An 18,192-nucleotide genomic window follows, 5' to 3' on the forward strand; every position below is an offset into this window, starting at 1 on the left:
CGTATTTTGTGAGATCGTCATTCCAGCAGGGATTGCCGGAATCCAGAACACAGAGATGTGAAAGTTAATGTGTCGCTACCGCGACGGTTATTTTAATGTGGGCTCTCGTACCCACGGACGAGATACTTTTCTTTGCGCGGACAAAGAAAAGCATCCAAAAGAAATCCGCCCGTATGCCGCTTATTTCCTGCGTTCCTCAGTTTTGACGAGGGCTATTCCCGCCAAAACCTCCGGTACTCGGCGCGGCAAAACGGGTGATCGGGGGGATGTTGTAGGTTGTGGGGAACTAGTAAACCCCAACATAAAGCTAAACAATAAATGATTTTTGGGGTTCGTACCTCACAGCATCTCCGGGTTAATAATGGCAACAAACCATAACTTAAACTTTATTTGTTACAAATGCCAAGCCAGCTTAAGCACCGCTAATATTTTGCTGAACAAGAATAAAAATGAAGCCCGTGGACGTTGTGCCAAATGTAACATTTGGACTACTTTCCCGCTTCCAGAAATCAAGAAAAAACTCATATACCTGGATCAATCATTTTTCTCTGATATATATTCTGAAACAGTTAAAGAAGATTTAAACCAGAGGTTAAAAGAGAAGCTATTGCTTCTCAGGCAAAAACAGAAAATTTTCCTCGTAGTTTCAGATATCCATAGTTATGAAACATCAAATATCCCGGAGCAACATTCAAAGCAAAAAACTGAACAATGGAAATTCCAAAACTCCATGGCTGATGGTTGCATCGCTGGAAATTTTGATAATGTAGTTATTGCACAAACTCGAAGAATGCTTCTTGAAAAGAATTCATTTGAAACATTCCCACACACTGATATTGGACTTAAAAATCCGCATCAATTTATGGTTGGGATGAATATTATTTCTACAAATACATGGAGAGATGGACTGAATCAATCAAGCAAAACATCTTCCGAACAGCAAAACGAGGCAATAAGTGACAATCTTGACCGTCAAGTTGAAAAGTTACCTGACAATTGCAAGCTGAGTGATTGTCTACATCATATCCAAGAGCTTAGGAAGGGAGGTTTACAGCAAGGGATTAAGGACTTTATAAAAGATAAAAATTTTACTTTACAAAGCGAAGAAATCATTTCAGAGATCAACGCAGGAAGAACTCCTTCTTTCCAATACCCTCAAATTTCAAGGTCGAGTTTCTATCCAGTTATTAAATCTGTAGTCGAAGGTTTAGATGAAGATGCGGCGCTAATGAAATGGTCTGATTTACTAAAAAATGATAATCTTGGGTTATGTCCTTCTTTAAGAATTCGCATTGCCATGGAAGCTGAACTGCTTTGGATTAAAAAGCAAGGACATCGCCAAAACCCAAAAAAGTTCAGTGAAAATTTCGGCGTTTCCAGACATCATGATATTCAGCATATAGCATCGTTTTTTCCTTATGTTGATGCAATAACAACTGACAACGAGATGTTCAATTTTTGTCAGCGCGAAGCAGTGAAAAAGGAATTAAATAAATATCCTACAAAAATTTATGCTAAAAAATATTACAATGACTTTGAAGCGTGGTTAAGTGATCTAATTAAAAACTCGTAAGCTAGGTAGAATACGGTGAAGTACGAACCGCATCTAACCGGGCTGGTCAGCTACTGCTGAATCCTTGAACTGTTAATTTTACCGAAAAACACTACACTTTAATTACAATCGTAAAACGCGATAACCTTCTATAACCCTTCACAATTAAAAACAGAAGTACCACAATTTCAAGGTGCATAATGAAATTTTCTAATATTACGTTGTTAGTCATATTTATGTTGCCGCAGATTGGTTGCGATGTTAAAACTTCACGAGCGAATAGCGAAGCTGAAAAGCCTCTTATACAGTCAGAAAAGCTTACTCCAGAAGAGGAGTTTAAAAAAACTTTAAAGGAAGCAGAAACAGGGTTTGCACCTGCTCAATCCCTTCTTGGCTTGATGTATTTCAATGGTGAAGGTGTTACTAAGGATAACGGCAAGGCAATAGAGTGGTATCAAAAAGCGGCAATCCAAGGGGAAGCAAGTGGTCAATACAGACTCGGCTGGATGTATTTCCAAGGTGAAGGGGTAACCAAGGATGATTCTAAGGCGGTAGAGTGGTATCAAAAAGCAGCGATGCAAGGGTTAGCAAAAGCGCAAAATAAGCTCGGATGGATGTATTTCGAAGGTGAGGGTGTACCTAAGGACGAAGCTAAAGCGGCAATGTGGCTTCAAAAAGCAGCAATACAGGGGTTAGCAAATGCGCAAAACCAACTCGGTACGATGTATGCCGAAGGACAGGGTGTACCTAAGGATGCTATCAAGGCGGCAGAGTGGTTTCAAAAAGCGGCAGAGCAAGGGGTAGCAGAAGCACAATATAACCTCGGCTTGATGTATTCTGAAGGTGAGGGTGTACCCAAGGATGTCATCAAGGCGGCAGAGTTGTTTCAAAAAGCGGCTGCACAGGGGATTGCAGCAGCGCAATACAACCTAGGCGTGATTTTTGTCAATGGAAGAATTACATACAAAGACACAGTTCGCGCTTATGCTTGGTTTAATCTGGCTGCGGCGCAGGGGAATGTTGAAGCGCAAAACTACCGCGATAAGCTAGAAGAAAAGCTAACTGTTGCTGAACTCACGGAAGGACAGAAGTTAGCCTCAAACTGGAAGAAAGGGGATAACTTAGCAGAATCAAGCCGTCGTTCATCCCAAACTGTTTCTCTGAATGACAACCCAAGAATACCTGCTACACCCAGTAAACAAAGCAATGGAACTGCTTTCATATTCAGCCATGATGGACATGCGCTGACTAACTACCACGTCATTAATGATTGCACAGAAGTTAAGGTAGCGGGGCAAGATAATGACGCGAAGGTCATTACCTCTGATAGTGTCAATGACCTTGCCTTACTACAACTGCCGGGTAAGAGCAATGACGTTGCTAATTTGAATCCAGAACCCGGTAAGCTACGCCAAGGCGACGACGTTATCGTGTTCGGCTATCCACTTAATTTTGTGCTTTCATCTGGCGGCAATCTTACGCCCGGCATCCTTAGTGCACTAACCGGGCTGGGCAATAACACCAACCAGATTCAAATTACCGCGCCGATTCAACCAGGTTCTAGCGGGAGCCCAGTAATGGATAAAAAAGGCAATGTGGTGGGCGTAGTGTCTATGAAGTTGAATGATGGAAAACTGGCGCAAGCAACCGGGCAAATAGGACAAAATGTCAATTTCGCGGTTAACGGACAAACCGTTAAGGCATTCCTCGACGCAAACCATGTATCGTATAAAACCGGCGGCGGATTTTTCTCGCGTGAAAAGAGTAATGCCGATATTGCCGAAGAAGCTCGTAAATGGACTGTGCTGGTGGAGTGTTGGAAGTAAAAGACAACCAGATGTTGGACTGAGGTACAAACCCAACAAATATTACGCTATTTCCCGTTGTCTTTGAGAGACACAAGGTTGGGGTAAGAAACGAATCCCAACGACCAAGATTAATTATTTGTTGGGGTTCACAAGTACTCCCCAATTTTCCACCCTATCCCGTTATGCCGCGCCGAGTACCGGAAGTTTTGGCGGGGATTGCCCGAAGGGGTGCGGCAGGGATGCCGCACGTTGCCGGAGGGACAGGGAGTCCCTTCCGGCAACCCCCGTCAAAACTGAGGAACGCAGGGAGCAAGCGGCATCGGGCGGATTTCTTTTGGATACTTTTCTTTGTCCGCGCAAAGAAAAGTAKCCCGCCTGCCAGTGCGGGAACTGGCATTAAAAACAATCGTCGCGTTAGCGACACCTTATTCACCCCTCACCCTAGCCCTCTCCCACAAGGGGAGAGGGTACAACGGTTCCGGCAAGCGACGCTAGTTCCTGCTTGCTTGCCGTACTTCCGCCATCCTTGGTGGATGTCCCTACTGGAATGACAAGCTCACCACGAACGGATAAGTTAGGCTATCTCCAAATAAATTGGCAATCTTTGCCAATTTATGCCATAAATAGAGCCAAAGATTCATGCTAAATCTGGAGAGATGTCAATGGCAACGATGAATATTTCCATACCTGATCCGATGAAAGATTGGGTTCAGGCACAGGTGGAAACGGGTGCATACGCCAATTCGAGCGATTATGTCAGGGATTTAATCCGTAAAGACCAAGAAAACCGGAATAAGTTAGTTAGCTTACAAAAAGCCATTACCGAGGGTTTGGAAAGCGGGAAGAGCGATAAGTCTTTTGATGAAATTATCGACGCGGCTAAGTTAAAATTACAGAATGGCCTGTAATGCCAAGCTATATTTTTTCCAAGAAGGCCGAAGCTGACCTGGCGGAAATCTATCGTTACGGATTTGTTAATTTTGGCGAACGCCAAGCTGATGAGTACGCAGAAAGTTTGAAGGAAAAATGTCAATGCCTGTCTGAAAATCCGTTGCTTTACCGGGAGAGGGATGAATTCAATCCACCCGTTCGTATTGGATACCATGGAAAACATCTCATTATTTACACGATTACATCTTAATCGTCCGCATTTTGCATGGCGGTATGGATGTTCAAAATCATTTGGAATCATAAGCTATGCCAAGGTAACCTATAAGATTGTTTTCTAACCATCGTTACCCATTCAATAATCTTAAAATTATCATTCATAGTAAAAAATGACCGTCAGAACCCGTTTTGCCCCCAGCCCCACGGGCTACCTACACGTAGGCGGCGCACGTACTGCGCTGTTTTCCTGGCTTTATGCCCGTAAGTACAATGGTAAATTCATCTTAAGGATTGAAGATACCGACCTTGAACGTTCCACCCAGGAGTCTGTCGATGCCATTTTACTGGGCATGGACTGGTTAGGCTTGAGCTACGATGAAGGCCCTTATTACCAAACCCAACATTTCGGGCGTTATCAGGAAGTTATCCAACAACTATTGGATCAAGGCGACGCTTACCGTTGCTATTGCAGCAAGGAAGAATTGGAGCAGTTGCGCGAACAACAGATGGCGAACAAGGAAAAGCCGCGCTATAACGGCAAATGCCGTCATTCGACCGAACCGCAGCCGGGCAAGGAAAGCGTGGTGCGCTTTAAGAATCCCGATGACGGCGAAGTGGTTATCCATGACCTAGTTAAAGGCGATATTGTCATCGCCAATAAGGAACTGGACGACCTGATTATCGCCAGGACGGATAGCTCGCCAACGTATAACCTGACGGTGGTGGTGGACGACATGGACATGGACATAACGCATGTCATACGGGGTGATGACCATATCAACAACACGCCCCGGCAAATCAATATCCTTAAAGCGCTAGGTGCGTCATTACCCAAGTACGCGCATTTGCCGATGATTTTGGGTTCGGACGGTGCGCGGTTGTCGAAGCGGCACGGTGCGGTCAGCGTGATGCAGTTCCGTGACGAAGGTTACCTCCCGGAAGCTTTGTTGAATTATTTAGTGCGCTTGGGTTGGTCGCATGGCGACCAGGAAATTTTTTCGATTGAGGAGATGATCGCCTATTTTGAATTGGAATCAGTCAATGCCGCCGCATCGTCTTTCAATATGGAAAAGTTGCTATGGTTAAATCATCATTACATCATGCACAGTGATCCCGAACAAGTTGCTCAGCAATTGGATTGGCACATGAAGCAACGCGGGATAGATCTTAGCAAAGGGCCGAATCTAACCGATATTGTGGTCGCACAACGGGAACGCTGTAAAACACTGGTCGAGATGGCGACCGCCAGCCTTTATTTTTATCAGGATTTTGATGCTTACGATGAAAAAGCGGCAAAAAAGAATTTTACGGCGGATTCAAGACAGGTCTTATCAAACCTTCATGAAGAATTTACAAAGCTGCCAACCTGGGAACGCGAGCCATTGCACACAAGCGTCATCAACCTTGCCGAAAAAATGGCCTTGGGTTTGGGTAAGGTTGCGCAACCGTTACGGGTGGCGGTGTGCGGTTCGGGTGCATCACCTGCTATCGACATTACCTTGACGTTGCTAGGTAAGGAAACCACTTTGAGAAGGCTGGAAAAGGCGATGAAATACGTGCAAGGTTTAAATTAATTCTGGACTTAAATAGTAATTGTTGTAGAATGCGCGGTCTGAGTTGCGGGGCCATAGCTCAGCTGGGAGAGCGCTTGCATGGCATGCAAGAGGTCAGCGGTTCGATCCCGCTTGGCTCCACCAATAAAAGAAAGTTCCATTGAGACTAAACGAGTTTAGTCCCCATCGTCTAGCGGCCTAGGACACTGCCCTTTCACGGCGGTAACAGGGGTTCGAACCCCCTTGGGGACGCCAAATAGGAGGCTGTCATTCGACAGCCTTTTTTATGCCTAAGATTTTACAGGTTAGCTTTTCCCTGATGGAAACCGTCGCTTTAGCTTATGAGGAATTGGGGCGAAATAACCCGGTTCCGCTCATCATCCTTCATGGCTTTTTTGCCTCCTCACGCAATTGGCGAAAAATAGCCGAAAGATTGTCGGCGACCTATCGCGTTTATGTCTTGGATATACGTAATCATGGGAGCTCACCGCACCATCCCGAAATGGACTATCCGACCATGACCGCAGACGTGTTACGGTTTATGGATGAACATCAGCTAGCAATTGCCCATATCCTGGGACATAGTATGGGGGGGAAGATCGCGATGTGGCTGGCGTTGAATCACCCTGAGCGGCTGGGTAAATTGATCGTCGTCGATATTGCCCCTAAAAGTTACACACACCGTTTCGACAACATCATCCAGGCAATGATCGACTTGCCTTTGGCTGAAATTCAAAATCGTAAGCAGGCTGAGACACTGCTTGCCGAAAGTATTCCCGAACTGGGCTACCGCCAATTCCTTTTGCAGAACCTAGTCTTGAAAGACGGGCACTACTGTTGGCGAGTTGACCTGAACATTTTTATGCGGACGGCATCCAATATCGCCGCATTCCCGGGAACCCAAAGTTTGCTGCCGTTTTCGGGGGAAACAGCCTTCATTGCCGGCGCAGATTCCAACTACCTTGAATCAAAAGATACACTACACTTATTCCCCGATGCCACATTCACAACAATTGCCAATACGGGTCATTGGATACATGCCCAACAACCGGAAGTTTTTATAGAAGTGGTTGAAAATTTTTTACAAAACGGGTAATAATTAACCCTTGCTATTGTAAAAAATCAAGACATAATTGAACTTAGGCATTAATTTACAATCAAGACTTTTACTAAAGATTGCCCATTGTCAGCAATGGCTATTGAGTTTTAGCAAGATAGCCCCAATATTAAATGTGCCGGAACGATGTTCGCTGTATGGCTTTGCAACCCACTGGCAAGCGGAAGTGCTTGTTTGATAATCGTTAATAATAAATATAAGGAGAAATTGGATGTCGAAAGGTCAAAACTTACAGGATAATTTCCTTAACGCACTTAGAAAAGAGCACACCCCTGTCTCCATTTTCCTGGTCAATGGAATCAAATTGCAGGGCAAAGTCGATTCATTCGACCAGTATGTCATTATGCTAAAAAACACAGTTAGCCAAATGGTCTACAAGCATGCTATCTCCACTATAGTCCCTGGTAAAAATGTCAGGATGGTACGTGATGACGAACCTGATACAGAGGAATAATCCTGCTTACTCGTGTGATGTCCAAGAAGAACAAGGGGATTGCTGTTAGACCCCCATTGAGGTGCCTAATTGTTTGACCGCCCAGATACGGGTGAACGGGCTATCCTTGTTCATTTGACGCTACATTCCCATCATGAAGATCTCCTCGAATTAAAAGAGCTGGCAAAATCGGCAGGGACAAATCCCGTGCACGTCATCACGGGCAGCCGAAAAAGCCCGGATGCCAAATACTACGTCGGCACAGGCAAACTCGACGAGATTAAACTTGCAGTCGAAACGCATTCTGCCGATATTGTCCTGTTCAACCATGCCTTGTCGCCCAGTCAGGAAAGGAATCTCGAGAAGTTTCTGGGTGTCCGTGTAGTGGACAGGAATGGCCTTATATTGGATATATTTGCCCAACGGGCTCAGTCCTTTGAAGGCAAATTGCAAGTTGAACTGGCGCAATTAAAGCATCTTTCTACCCGTCTAGTCCGTGGCTGGACGCATTTGGAACGTCAAAAAGGCGGTATCGGCCTGCGTGGTCCCGGTGAAACCCAATTGGAAACGGATAGGCGCTTATTAGGCCTGCGAATCAAGCAAATCCAGAAACGCCTGGATAAAGTCGATAAACAACGCCATCAAGGTCGTAGTAAACGCAAAAAAGCCGAAATCCCTTCTATCTCTTTTGTGGGTTACACCAATGCCGGAAAATCCACGTTATTCAATAGATTAACCGGTGCCGACAGTTACGCCGCCGACCAGTTGTTCGCCACATTAGATCCTACGTTACGTAGCTGTCGCCTACCCAATAACATCGAGATTGTGTTAGCCGACACGGTAGGCTTCATTCGGCATCTGCCGCATGAATTAGTTGCTTCGTTCAAATCTACTTTGCAGGAAGCGAGCGAAGCGGACCTACTGTTGCATGTCATAGATGCCCATTCAGAAAACCGGGACGACAATATTGCCGAAGTCTATCAGGTGTTGGCCGACATTGGTGCGGACAAAATCAGGTGCATCGAGGTCTTCAACAAAATTGATTTACTCGAGAACGGGCAGCCCAGGATAGACCGGGATGATGAAGGCAACCCACAGCGTGTTTGGTTATCGGCTGAAACAGGGCAAGGCATAGACTTGCTTTTAAATGTGCTGGCCGAACAGTTTGCGCCCGTAAAAAACAAAAGAAAGTGTTATCTAAAGCCGGATCAAGGCCAAATCAGGGCCAAATTATTTACTTGCGCAAAAATTATTGACGAGCATATTAATGACTCAGGTGGAAGCGATTTGATAATTGAGATAGATAACAAATACCTAGGGTTGTTAAATGCCGTAAAAACCGAAGAAATAGCGTAATCCCTATATTGACGGCATCAAAAAATTTATTACCGCTGATATTCCTAAATTGGCATTATTGGGAAGTTTAGCAATGAGAATTCGTTTAATTACGTTACAATGCGGGTATCAAGTTAAGTCGCAAGCCAATGATGTTGTCTGTAGTAAAACAAAAACATCCTGAGCGCAAAAACAATAAATAATCCAATTACGGAGCAGAAATATGTCGTGGAATGAACCAGGCGGTGACAAGAAAGATCCTTGGAGTGGTCGAGGGGACCAGAAAGGGCCGCCGGATTTAGACGAAGCAATTCGTTCATTACAAGAAAAATTAGGCAAACTTTTTGGTGGCGGCAAAGGCGGCAACGAAGGCGGTAATGGGTCAGGTGGCGGTTCGCCGAATATTTTTTCGCCAGGTAACATCATGAAAAACTTGGGGTTGATAGGTGGCGCTATTCTGGCCTTTTGGATTTTGAGCGGCTTCTATATTATCGACGAAGGTATACAAGGTGTGGTCACCCGATTCGGAAAATACACGGAAACGACCAATTCCGGCTTAAACTGGCATATCCCAGCACCCGTAGAAAGTGTCGAAAAAGTTAACGTAAAACAACAACGGTTTATTGAAATCGGTTACCGCTCAGGGGGCAATGGCCAAGCACAAGGCGCAGTATCGGTGCCTAAAGAAGCCCTCATGCTGACCAAAGATGAGAATTATATTGATGTCCGGCTGGCGGTTCAGTATCAGGTAAAGGATGCCAAAGCGTTTTTATTCAATCTCTCTGAGCCTGAAGCCACCCTGAAACATGCCACGGAAAGTTCGCTACGTGGCGTAATCGGTAGCAGCAATATGGATTTTGTTTTGACTGAAGGCCGTAGCGAAATTGTCGCCCAAGCCAAAAAAGAAATCCAAGACGCGATGGATTCCTATAATTCCGGTGTCCAAATTACCAGTGTCAACTTGCAAGATGCCCAGCCGCCAGAGCAAGTGCAAAACGCCTTCGAAGATGCTATCAAGGCACGGGAAGACCAACAACGGTTTATCAACGAAGCGGAGGCCTACTCCAATGATGTCGTACCTAAAGCTCGCGGTGCGGCAGCAAGAAAAATACAAGAAGCGCAAGGTTACAAAGAGCAAGTCATTGCCCAGGCTCAAGGTGAAACCAGCCGGTTTAGCCAGTTATTGACGGAATACAAAAAAGCGCCCGAAGTGACCAGAAAGCGGCTTTACCTGGAATCGATGGAGTCCGTCATGTCCGAAACCAGCCCAGTGATGATCGATGTCAAAGGCGGCAACAATATGATGTATTTGCCGTTGGACAAGATGATCCAGCAAAAAAATTCGGCTGCCTTGGCTCAATCAGAAGCCATTGCAGCCGATCAACATATTGACCGCCAGTCGCCGAAACATTCTCCAATGGAAGAACAACAGCCACAGCAACAAGTGATTGATAGGCCGTCTACGCGTGGTCGTGAAGTAAGGGGACGCTAATGTTAGAAAATAAAATACTTATAGGTGTCGGCGCAGTGCTGCTGCTTGGGATGATGAGCATATTTACAGTCGGCCAAACCGAAAGGGCCATCAAGTTTAGGCTTGGACAAATCCAAAAAGTGGATTACGAACCAGGATTGCAATTTAAATTGCCGTTCATAAACAACATCAAAAAATTTGATGCCCGAATCCAAACCATGGATTCAAACCCTGAGCGTTTCTTGACCTTGGAAAAGAAAAACGTGATTGTGGATTCCTTCGTCAAATGGCGTATCGGCGATTTGAGGAAGTTTTATACCGTTGTTTCTGGCGATATAGACCAAGCGAATTTACGGCTGGATCCCATTATCAAGAACGCTTTCCGTGATGAGTTTGGTAAACGTAATATCAGGCAATTAGTGTCAACTGACCGGCAAGCCATCAGGGATATCCTAATCAAAAGCTCAAAGCCGCTTGCGGCGGAATTGGGCATGGAAATCATTGATGTCAGGCTAAAGCGGATTGATTTGCCGGAAGAAGTCAGTAGTTCCGTATTCCGGCGGATGGAAGCGGAACGTGAGCGGGTAGCCCGTGAATTTAGGTCACAAGGATCAGAAGCGGCTGAAAAAATCCGTGCTGATGCAGACAGGCAGCGTGTCGTCACCTTGGCGAACGCGTTCCGGGATGCAGAAAAGACACGGGGTGAAGGCGATGCCAAATCGGCGGAGATCTATGCCAATGCTTACGGTGCCGATTCCGAGTTTTTTACTTTTGTCCGTAGCATGAATGCCTACAAAAAGACTTTTTCGGGTTCAGGCGGTATGATGGTGCTCGATCCAGATTCTGATTTTTTCAAGTATTTTAAAAATCAGGGTTCGGGGAAATAAGCCTGAATAGAGAACATTAATTAAGATCAATCGGATCGTTGGTTAAACACTTTAGCAGTGCTTGGTGAATGCCACGTCAGAGAGAATAAAAACGCCCCGTGTGGGCGTTTTGTTTGAGTAGGTGCTGAAAATATGCAACAAAAAGATTCTTGGTTGTTACCCGAAGGCATAGAAGAACTCTTGCCGCAGGAAGCTGCGTACCTTGAAAGCTTACGCCAGAGAATTCTACAACTCTTTACTTGCTGGGGTTACGAGTTGGTAATCCCCCCGATGATTGATTTTATCGATTCATTGCTGACTGGTTCAGGACATGACCTGGACCTGCAGACATTTCAATTCACCGACCAGATAAGCGGCAAAACCCTTGGTTTAAGGGCCGATATGACGCCGCAAGTCGCCCGAATGGATGCCCACCAGCTTAAGCGAGAATGCCCTACCCGCTTGTGTTATGTGGGTACGGTGTTGCACACACGGGGCGATCCCTTGGAAAAAACCCGCAGCCCCATGCAAATCGGCGCAGAGCTTTATGGTCATGCCGGTATTGAGAGCGATGTCGAAGTGATTTGCTTGATGCTGGAAATGTTGGCACAATCCGGCTTACTCCACGTACACCTCGACTTAGGGCATGTCGGGATATTCCGCGCCTTGTCCAGGCAAGCGGGTATGGATCAAAATCAAGAAGGGCTGTTGTTTGATATTTTACAACGTAAAGCCAAGCCTGAGCTTGAAGAACTCATGGCTGAACTTGACATCAACGAAGATGTTAAAGCCATGTTACTAAAGCTGCCAGAACTAAATGGCGGTAAAGAAATCATCAAAAAAGCAACTTCTGTACTGGCAAAAGCTGACGAACAGGTGAAACTCGCCCTCGCAAACTTGGAAGCTGTCGCGGAACAGTTAAGCAACCGTTTCCCTTCCCTGCCCATCAGCTTTGATTTGGCGGAATTGCGTGGTTATCATTACCATACCGGCGTAGTCTTCGCCGCTTTTGTGCCTACCATTGGTAGGGAAATTGCGCGGGGTGGTCGCTATGACAATATTGGTGCGGTGTTTGGCCGTGCGCGTCCGGCAACGGGTTTTAGTGCAGACCTTAAGCTGTTGGCATTGCTAGGCAAGCAAACGGCACAGGACCAAGCTAATCAACGAATTTTAGCGCCTTATCAGATTGATGATTCGTTAACCGAAAAAATCAGGGATTTACGCGCCCAGGGTCACTGTGTCATCCAGCGGCTGCCTGGGCAAATAGGCGACGCAGAAGAATTGGCTTGTACGGCTATTTTGGAGCTGGACCAACAAACTTGGGTTGTCAGTACATTAAAAAATAAGATTTGGAAATAATATGGGAAAAAATGTCGTAATCATAGGCACCCAATGGGGTGACGAAGGCAAAGGCAAGCTGGTGGATTTGCTGACCGAGCAAGTACATGCCGTTGTCCGTTTTCAGGGCGGACACAACGCGGGGCATACTTTGGTCATCAAAGGGAAAAAAACCGTCTTGCACCTGATCCCATCGGGCATACTCCGAGAAAATGTCCAGTGCATGATAGGCAACGGCGTGGTGCTGTCGTTAAATGCGTTGATGGAAGAAATCGAATTCCTCGAAACAGCCGGAATACAAGTCAAGAACCGTTTGTTGATCAGCGAAGCCTGCACCCTTATCCTGCCCGTGCATGTTGCCGTTGACAAGGCACGGGAAAAAGCGCGCGGCAGCAAAGCCATAGGCACCACCGGGCGTGGCATTGGTCCCGCATACGAAGATAAGGCAGGTCGGCGAGGCTTGCGTGCAGGAGACTTGCTGAACCCTACGATTTTTGCGGAAAAACTGAAAGAATTGTTGGATTACCATAATTTCATGCTGGCGGGTTACTACAAGGCCGAAGCGGTCGATTACCAACAAACCTTGGATGAAGCGCTTAAGCTTGGAGAGCAAGTCAAACCGATGCTCACCGACGTCAGCGAAGCCTTGTACACTTATCAAGAAAAAGGCCTTAACCTCTTATTCGAAGGCGCACAAGGCGCATTGTTGGATATAGACCACGGCACGTTTCCCTATGTCACCTCATCCAGTACCACTGCAGGCGGTGCCGCGACAGGCAGCGGCATCGGGCCGCTCGATTTGGATTACGTTTTGGGCATCACCAAAGCGTATTCAACTCGCGTGGGCAATGGCCCATTCCCGTCCGAATTGCACGATGCCAACGGCGAACATCTCGGCACTAAGGGCCATGAATTTGGCGCAACCACCGGCCGGAAACGGCGCACGGGCTGGTTTGATGCTGTCGCTATGCGGAAATCAGCGAAACTCAACAGCCTGAGCGGAATCTGCCTGACCAAACTGGATGTACTCGACGGCCTGCCCACAATCGGCATTTGTACGGGCTATACCCTGAACGGAAAACTGACCGAAACGGCCCCGCTGGGTGCCGAACAATACCAACAATGCGAAGCCATTATTGAAATGTTGCCTGGCTGGAGCGGAATCACAGCCGGGATCACCGACTTTAAAGCTTTACCTGAAAATGCCAAAGCCTATATCAAGCGCATTGAAGAATTGGTCGGCGTAAAAGTGACTATCCTTTCCACAGGCGCGGAAAGGGATGAAACCATTATCATTGAGAATCCATTTGCATAATCTCATATAGCAAACCAATTCAACGATCAGCAAGTATGCTCAGCCCCGTCACATCAAATCGCATTGTCGTTCTTGACACGGAGACTACAGGACTAAATCCACAAGAAGGCCATCGCATCATCGAAATCGGTTGCGTGGAACTCATCAATCGGCGCAATACGGGCAATCGTTTCCATGTCTACATCAACCCTGACCGTCATATCGACCAAGGCGCAATTGAAGTGCACGGTATCACTAATCAGTTCTTGGAAGATAAGCCCCACTTTGCCGATATTCGGGAGGATTTTATTGCCTTTATTAAAGGCGCTGAACTTGTCATCCATAACGCACCGTTTGATGTGGGCTTCATTAACCATGAATTCGCTTTGTTAAATGACCAAGCGGGAACTATAGACAATTACAGCACCGTATTCGACACCTTGGCATTTGCCAGAAAGAAGCATCCCGGCCAACGTAACAGCCTGGATGCTTTATGCAAACGGTATGCTATCGATAACAGCCATCGGGAATTACACGGTGCGTTATTGGACGCCGAAATCCTTGCAGACGTGTATTTGCTGATGACCGGCGGTCAGTCATCCTTGCTGGATGAAGGCGAAGTGGCTGGGCAAGAATCGGGAAGACCCCGCAAGCCCAAACTTTTGGCTACCAATCGCCCCCCGTTAACTATCGTCTACGGTAACGAACAAGAACTGGAAGCGCATCAACGACGTTTGGATGACATTGAAAAATCCAGTGGCGCATGTCTCTGGAAACAATAAGCCAAGGAAATCCCTGGAACTCTACGCATACGTTTCGACAGGTTCGCCACAAACCAAATCAACATCCTGGTTTTTTTATCTTGCCGAAGAAATCAAGGGAGCTACGATAATTTTTCCGCCAGCACGCTCAAAAGAGCAAAGTCCACGTCAGGATAATTAATCAACCAATTAACAAAATCGCATTTTAAAATGGCCGCAAACACCGTTGTTTCCAAGGTTATTAGGGAACTTGATCGCATCTCTTCTGTTACCAGGGCAATTTTGCCCACCCCTGATTGAGGTTCCCTGACATGGATCATGGCAACTTTGTTATTTCCATCATGACGGCTTACCACCCGCACCTTGCCTGAAAAAATGATAAGGAGGGAGTTGGCCCTATTGCCAATGTACGCAGAACCAATGGTCGCTTTCTTGGTATAACTCAGCGTCTTGGCTTTTCCCATCAGGTTGGCCAATGCGTTTTCAGGTATGTTTGACAAAAACGGGATATTTTTCGCCCGTAAATCAAGGTCGTCGGCTTTCTTCAGAAATATATTGGAAGGATTTCTGATGGCCGACTGATTGTCTATTGCATCGATAATATTCATAAATGACCTTATTCCAGAGTTAGGAGTACTGAGCCAGAAATTTAAGCCCTTTCTTTCATTCTGGATGTTACCCAGCCAACAATTGGGACGCAGAGCCTAATTTCTGAAGTACGCCCAGTATATGAATAGTAGTGCTTGGTGTCTGCGAAATAATTCACAAGAAAAATGTGAAGGACTTGCCCTAACTTACCGAAATCATAACTATCAATGGCATTCAGCAATCACGGAACAAAGAAAGTCAAAATGAATAGGTTTAGTTATCTCTCTTATACAGTCATGCCATGAATGCCGCATTTTTAAAGGATTTATGAATATTAAAATAAAAACATACCCCCAAAAGTACCCCAATTAAATCAGTGCTGCTTCTATTTTTGGTCTAAAAATGTATAGTTGATGTTCGCCGTTTTTGTAGATATTGGCTGTACGTTTTCATCAATGGAAGTTTGACTTATGCAGCTTTTTCTTGCAGAAGGATACGATCAGCCATTTCTTGTGGTGTCGCTTTTTTAATAACACGAAGATTTTTGGTGTCCGCTAATTGCTCAATCTGTACAAAACAATCTTTCGCATCATTAGGGGCATCATTTTTGAGACCAATTAATAATTCGTAATTTTGCTCGGAGCTAAATACTTCATGCTGGCGTTTTTCCCTTAACACATCCAGGTCGAACAATTTGGCTTTAGCAACTTTAAGAGCGTTACCAATATCCTTTACATCAAAATTGGACAGGTTAGCATTGTATCTAGCACCCAGGTAATCAATTGTAATAGCTGAATTTTCTTTTATACGGACTACTTTTTTCCAATGTGACTGGTAATCAATGGGTTGAAGTTGCAAAATATTTTTAACTTGTTGGATCAGGCTATCCGTGTTTCGTTCTGCCTCATCTTCTGGCAATTCGTTGTCGGTTAATTCACTAAGGCCGTCCTTTACAATCTTACCTTTATACAAACTAGCATAAGACGTAATGGCTTGAAATAAAACGCCTTCTAGTCCATTGTTTGAATATGTTTTTTGAGTCATGCCAGCAAAAGCACCGCTTACAGGTGGTTGCCATTGCTCAAGAGGAAACTCTGCCTTTAAGTGGCTTTCTGCACTTTCCAATATCAATGACACCAAACCCCTTATCTGGTCGGTTTTGTCGCCATACATTGAGCGCATGGTTTTTTCTGATAGGGTTTGTAGAACGCGAGACTCACCTGTTTCAGCGAGAGCCATAATACCAATTACAAAACGTTCTCCAGAGCCGATTATTGGTTCAAAATATATTGACCGATAGCTTGCCGTAAATTGCGGTAGCACAGGAGCTTGTCGTTTAAATGTATCGAGTATCATAAAGACATTTGGTGGGTAATTATTTTTTGATTAGCAATTTCGGGTATATGCCCTAATCGTTTGTGCAAAAAGTCTACCATGCTCGTTAAAATCGTGCGATCTAATCCTGGATATTGGGCAAGTAAGCGATTAACGATGGATTCTGGTAAGTTTGGATCGATGCCGTCAACCATAGCACTAATATGGTTTTTTATGCGTTGCTTACCAACTTCATCTTGAGTAAACAATAGCTTGATAAGTAGCAACTTATTATCAATGGGTGTTTCAGGGGCAAAAGGCAAGCGCATAGCCTGATTATGATCTATCAAAAAAAACTTATCTTTTCCATCAAACAGAATATTTCCAAGATTTCTATCATCATTTGCAATCCATTCATCGAACCCGATAGCGTCATAAATATGTATCCATTCGGACACTTTTTTTAACAGTGCGCTATTTTCAGGCGTATCCATTAATTTGTTGTTGTCGACGTTCAATCTTCGTGTCAAATCAGGAAATTCAACATCAACTGAAGCAAATAGCACTTCATTTCCATCCAAACTAATTGCAATGATTGGTTCAGGTATTGGCAAGCCAATCTCTCTGCCGATAAGTGCTGAGAGAATTTCCACTAAAAACTCCTGATTCCTTAATTTTTTAGCGTAGGCCGATACCTCATACTTTGAATCATGGAATACTAGCTTCACCCGGTGTGCATCAAATTTTCCGTTATCAGCTTTTCCCAATACACAGACTATTCGTGCTACTCGGATCATTTGAAACCCCAATTTTAATATTACGGAATTAAACTTACCTGATTCAATGACACTTTACTAATGAGTGTCAAAATGGAAAAAATTCCGCTAATACAATAAGTACCATTCAATGACTATTAATATTTATCCCAGTATCTTCAAGTATCTTAGTTTATTACTTAGTTTTTTAATAGAATGCGTAAAACATTTTTAGCATTAACCAATCGATTTTATAATGTTTTCCTGCTCCCGCAACACCGCATACAACCCCCGCATCAAAGCCCGATTCCCGCCCTTGTAGGCATTACGTGAGGCTCTGGCCTTGCCTTCAGGTGTTTCCGTAGCTATCGGCCTTCGATGCTTTAACCGCCTTTTTATGTTCGCCTGGGTCTATGCCATCGGCCAGTTGTTTTCTGGCTTCCTCACGCCGCTGTCTGGCTTGGTCAAGGGTTACATCGGGGTACTTTCCTAAAGCAAGCAGTTTTTCAGTACCCCCAATCCGATACTTAAGCCGCCAATACTTTGACCAGCCTTTGATTCCTGGCTTAACGTGCAAGTATAAGCCTTTATCATCAGACAACTTGAAAGCCTTGCCTGACGCAGCCTTATCGCCCCTGTGGGCATTTTTACATGCGGTGTCTTAGCATTTGGGGGTATCGCCTTCTGTAAATATGAAAGCACTCCTAATTTATACCCCCAGAAAATATGGATGCCAATACATCCTAACGCACTTCATTGGACAATAAAAAACCCGCTATGCCTTTCAGTATGCGGGTTATATAGTCTTCGTTGTATCTAGTAAAACTCTCAAATGGAGCCCATAACCGGATTTGAACCGGTGACCTCTTCCTTACCAAGGAAGTGCTCTACCTACTGAGC

General features: G+C 45.1%; 18 protein-coding genes, 2 tRNA genes and 1 pseudogene. 17 read left to right on the forward strand and 4 right to left on the reverse strand.

Going from position 1 to position 18,192, the window contains the following annotated elements; all coding sequences use genetic code 11:
* Positions 1 to 67 precede the first annotated feature (67 nt).
* The 17 genes from MGMO_RS19385 (at position 68) to dnaQ (ending at position 14,656) form a co-directional block, all read left to right on the forward strand.
* Complete coding sequence (locus MGMO_RS19385; RefSeq protein ID WP_023493200.1) at positions 68 to 322, forward strand: hypothetical protein; 255 nt, start codon at positions 68 to 70, stop codon at positions 320 to 322.
* Positions 323 to 361: 39 nt separating this feature from the next.
* A complete protein-coding gene (locus tag MGMO_RS01275; protein WP_023493201.1) occupies positions 362 to 1,573 on the forward strand; it encodes a hypothetical protein in 1,212 nt (403 codons plus the stop codon).
* 179 nt (positions 1,574 to 1,752) lie between these two features.
* On the forward strand, positions 1,753 to 3,378 hold the full coding sequence (locus MGMO_RS19820) for a peptidase (RefSeq protein WP_023493202.1): 1,626 nt from the start codon (positions 1,753 to 1,755) through the stop codon (positions 3,376 to 3,378).
* A gap of 164 nt (positions 3,379 to 3,542) precedes the next feature.
* Positions 3,543 to 3,911 (forward strand): hypothetical protein, encoded by a 369-nt coding sequence (locus tag MGMO_RS19390; RefSeq protein WP_152976266.1) that lies wholly within the window; start codon positions 3,543 to 3,545, stop codon positions 3,909 to 3,911.
* Between the two features lie 111 nt (positions 3,912 to 4,022).
* Entirely contained in the window at positions 4,023 to 4,268 is a 246-nt protein-coding gene (locus MGMO_RS01285) for a type II toxin-antitoxin system ParD family antitoxin (protein WP_023493203.1), read from the forward strand.
* A complete protein-coding gene (locus MGMO_RS01290; protein WP_023493204.1) occupies positions 4,268 to 4,501 on the forward strand; it encodes a type II toxin-antitoxin system RelE/ParE family toxin in 234 nt (77 codons plus the stop codon). The genes MGMO_RS01285 and MGMO_RS01290 overlap by 1 nt, the downstream gene beginning before the upstream one ends.
* 136 nt (positions 4,502 to 4,637) lie before the next feature.
* Positions 4,638 to 6,041, forward strand: coding sequence for a glutamate--tRNA ligase (gene gltX, locus MGMO_RS01295; RefSeq protein WP_023493205.1), 1,404 nt, complete (start codon positions 4,638 to 4,640; stop codon positions 6,039 to 6,041).
* A 47-nt stretch (positions 6,042 to 6,088) separates the two neighbouring features.
* Positions 6,089 to 6,164, forward strand: a tRNA-Ala gene (locus tag MGMO_RS01300).
* 35 nt (positions 6,165 to 6,199) lie between these two features.
* Positions 6,200 to 6,275, forward strand: a tRNA-Glu gene (locus MGMO_RS01305).
* 31 nt (positions 6,276 to 6,306) lie between these two features.
* Entirely contained in the window at positions 6,307 to 7,116 is an 810-nt protein-coding gene (locus MGMO_RS01310; protein WP_023493206.1) for an alpha/beta fold hydrolase, read from the forward strand.
* A gap of 232 nt (positions 7,117 to 7,348) precedes the next feature.
* Entirely contained in the window at positions 7,349 to 7,591 is a 243-nt protein-coding gene (gene hfq, locus MGMO_RS01315) for an RNA chaperone Hfq (RefSeq protein ID WP_023493207.1), read from the forward strand.
* Between the two features lie 69 nt (positions 7,592 to 7,660).
* The gene (hflX, locus tag MGMO_RS01320) at positions 7,661 to 8,926 is read left to right on the forward strand and encodes a ribosome rescue GTPase HflX (protein WP_023493208.1); all 1,266 of its coding nucleotides are present in this window, start codon (positions 7,661 to 7,663) and stop codon (positions 8,924 to 8,926) included.
* A gap of 202 nt (positions 8,927 to 9,128) precedes the next feature.
* Positions 9,129 to 10,397 carry an FtsH protease activity modulator HflK gene (gene hflK, locus MGMO_RS01325; RefSeq protein ID WP_023493209.1) on the forward strand — a complete coding sequence of 423 codons (1,269 nt, stop codon included), beginning with the start codon at positions 9,129 to 9,131 and terminating at the stop codon, positions 10,395 to 10,397.
* On the forward strand, positions 10,397 to 11,263 hold the full coding sequence (gene hflC / locus MGMO_RS01330; RefSeq protein ID WP_023493210.1) for a protease modulator HflC: 867 nt from the start codon (positions 10,397 to 10,399) through the stop codon (positions 11,261 to 11,263). The genes hflK and hflC overlap by 1 nt, the downstream gene beginning before the upstream one ends.
* Positions 11,264 to 11,395: 132 nt before the next feature.
* The gene (locus tag MGMO_RS01335; protein ID WP_023493211.1) at positions 11,396 to 12,601 is read left to right on the forward strand and encodes an ATP phosphoribosyltransferase regulatory subunit; all 1,206 of its coding nucleotides are present in this window, start codon (positions 11,396 to 11,398) and stop codon (positions 12,599 to 12,601) included.
* Position 12,602: 1 nt separating this feature from the next.
* Positions 12,603 to 13,895, forward strand: a complete 1,293-nt coding sequence (locus MGMO_RS01340) for an adenylosuccinate synthase (RefSeq protein ID WP_023493212.1) — start codon at positions 12,603 to 12,605, stop codon at positions 13,893 to 13,895.
* Between the two features lie 35 nt (positions 13,896 to 13,930).
* Complete coding sequence (gene dnaQ, locus MGMO_RS01345; RefSeq protein ID WP_023493213.1) at positions 13,931 to 14,656, forward strand: DNA polymerase III subunit epsilon; 726 nt, start codon at positions 13,931 to 13,933, stop codon at positions 14,654 to 14,656.
* Positions 14,657 to 14,757: 101 nt separating this feature from the next.
* Here dnaQ and MGMO_RS01350 read toward each other — a convergent pair whose 3' ends face one another.
* The 4 genes and pseudogenes from MGMO_RS01350 to MGMO_RS01365 all read right to left on the reverse strand — a co-directional run.
* On the reverse strand, positions 14,758 to 15,243 hold the full coding sequence (locus MGMO_RS01350) for a cyclic nucleotide-binding domain-containing protein (protein ID WP_023493214.1): 486 nt from the start codon (positions 15,241 to 15,243) through the stop codon (positions 14,758 to 14,760).
* A 448-nt stretch (positions 15,244 to 15,691) separates the two neighbouring features.
* A complete protein-coding gene (locus MGMO_RS01355; RefSeq protein ID WP_023493215.1) occupies positions 15,692 to 16,579 on the reverse strand; it encodes a hypothetical protein in 888 nt (295 codons plus the stop codon).
* Positions 16,576 to 17,334, reverse strand: a complete 759-nt coding sequence (locus MGMO_RS01360; RefSeq protein ID WP_023493216.1) for a HipA family kinase — start codon at positions 17,332 to 17,334, stop codon at positions 16,576 to 16,578. Before MGMO_RS01360 ends, MGMO_RS01355 begins: the two co-directional genes overlap by 4 nt.
* 307 nt (positions 17,335 to 17,641) lie before the next feature.
* Positions 17,642 to 17,941 (reverse strand): annotated as a pseudogene (locus tag MGMO_RS01365) (Arm DNA-binding domain-containing protein); the annotation flags it as partial.
* Positions 17,942 to 18,192: the final 251 nt, after the last annotated feature.

Source organism: Methyloglobulus morosus KoM1, assembly GCF_000496735.2.
Taxonomy (GTDB): Bacteria; Pseudomonadota; Gammaproteobacteria; order Methylococcales; family Methylomonadaceae; genus Methyloglobulus; species Methyloglobulus morosus.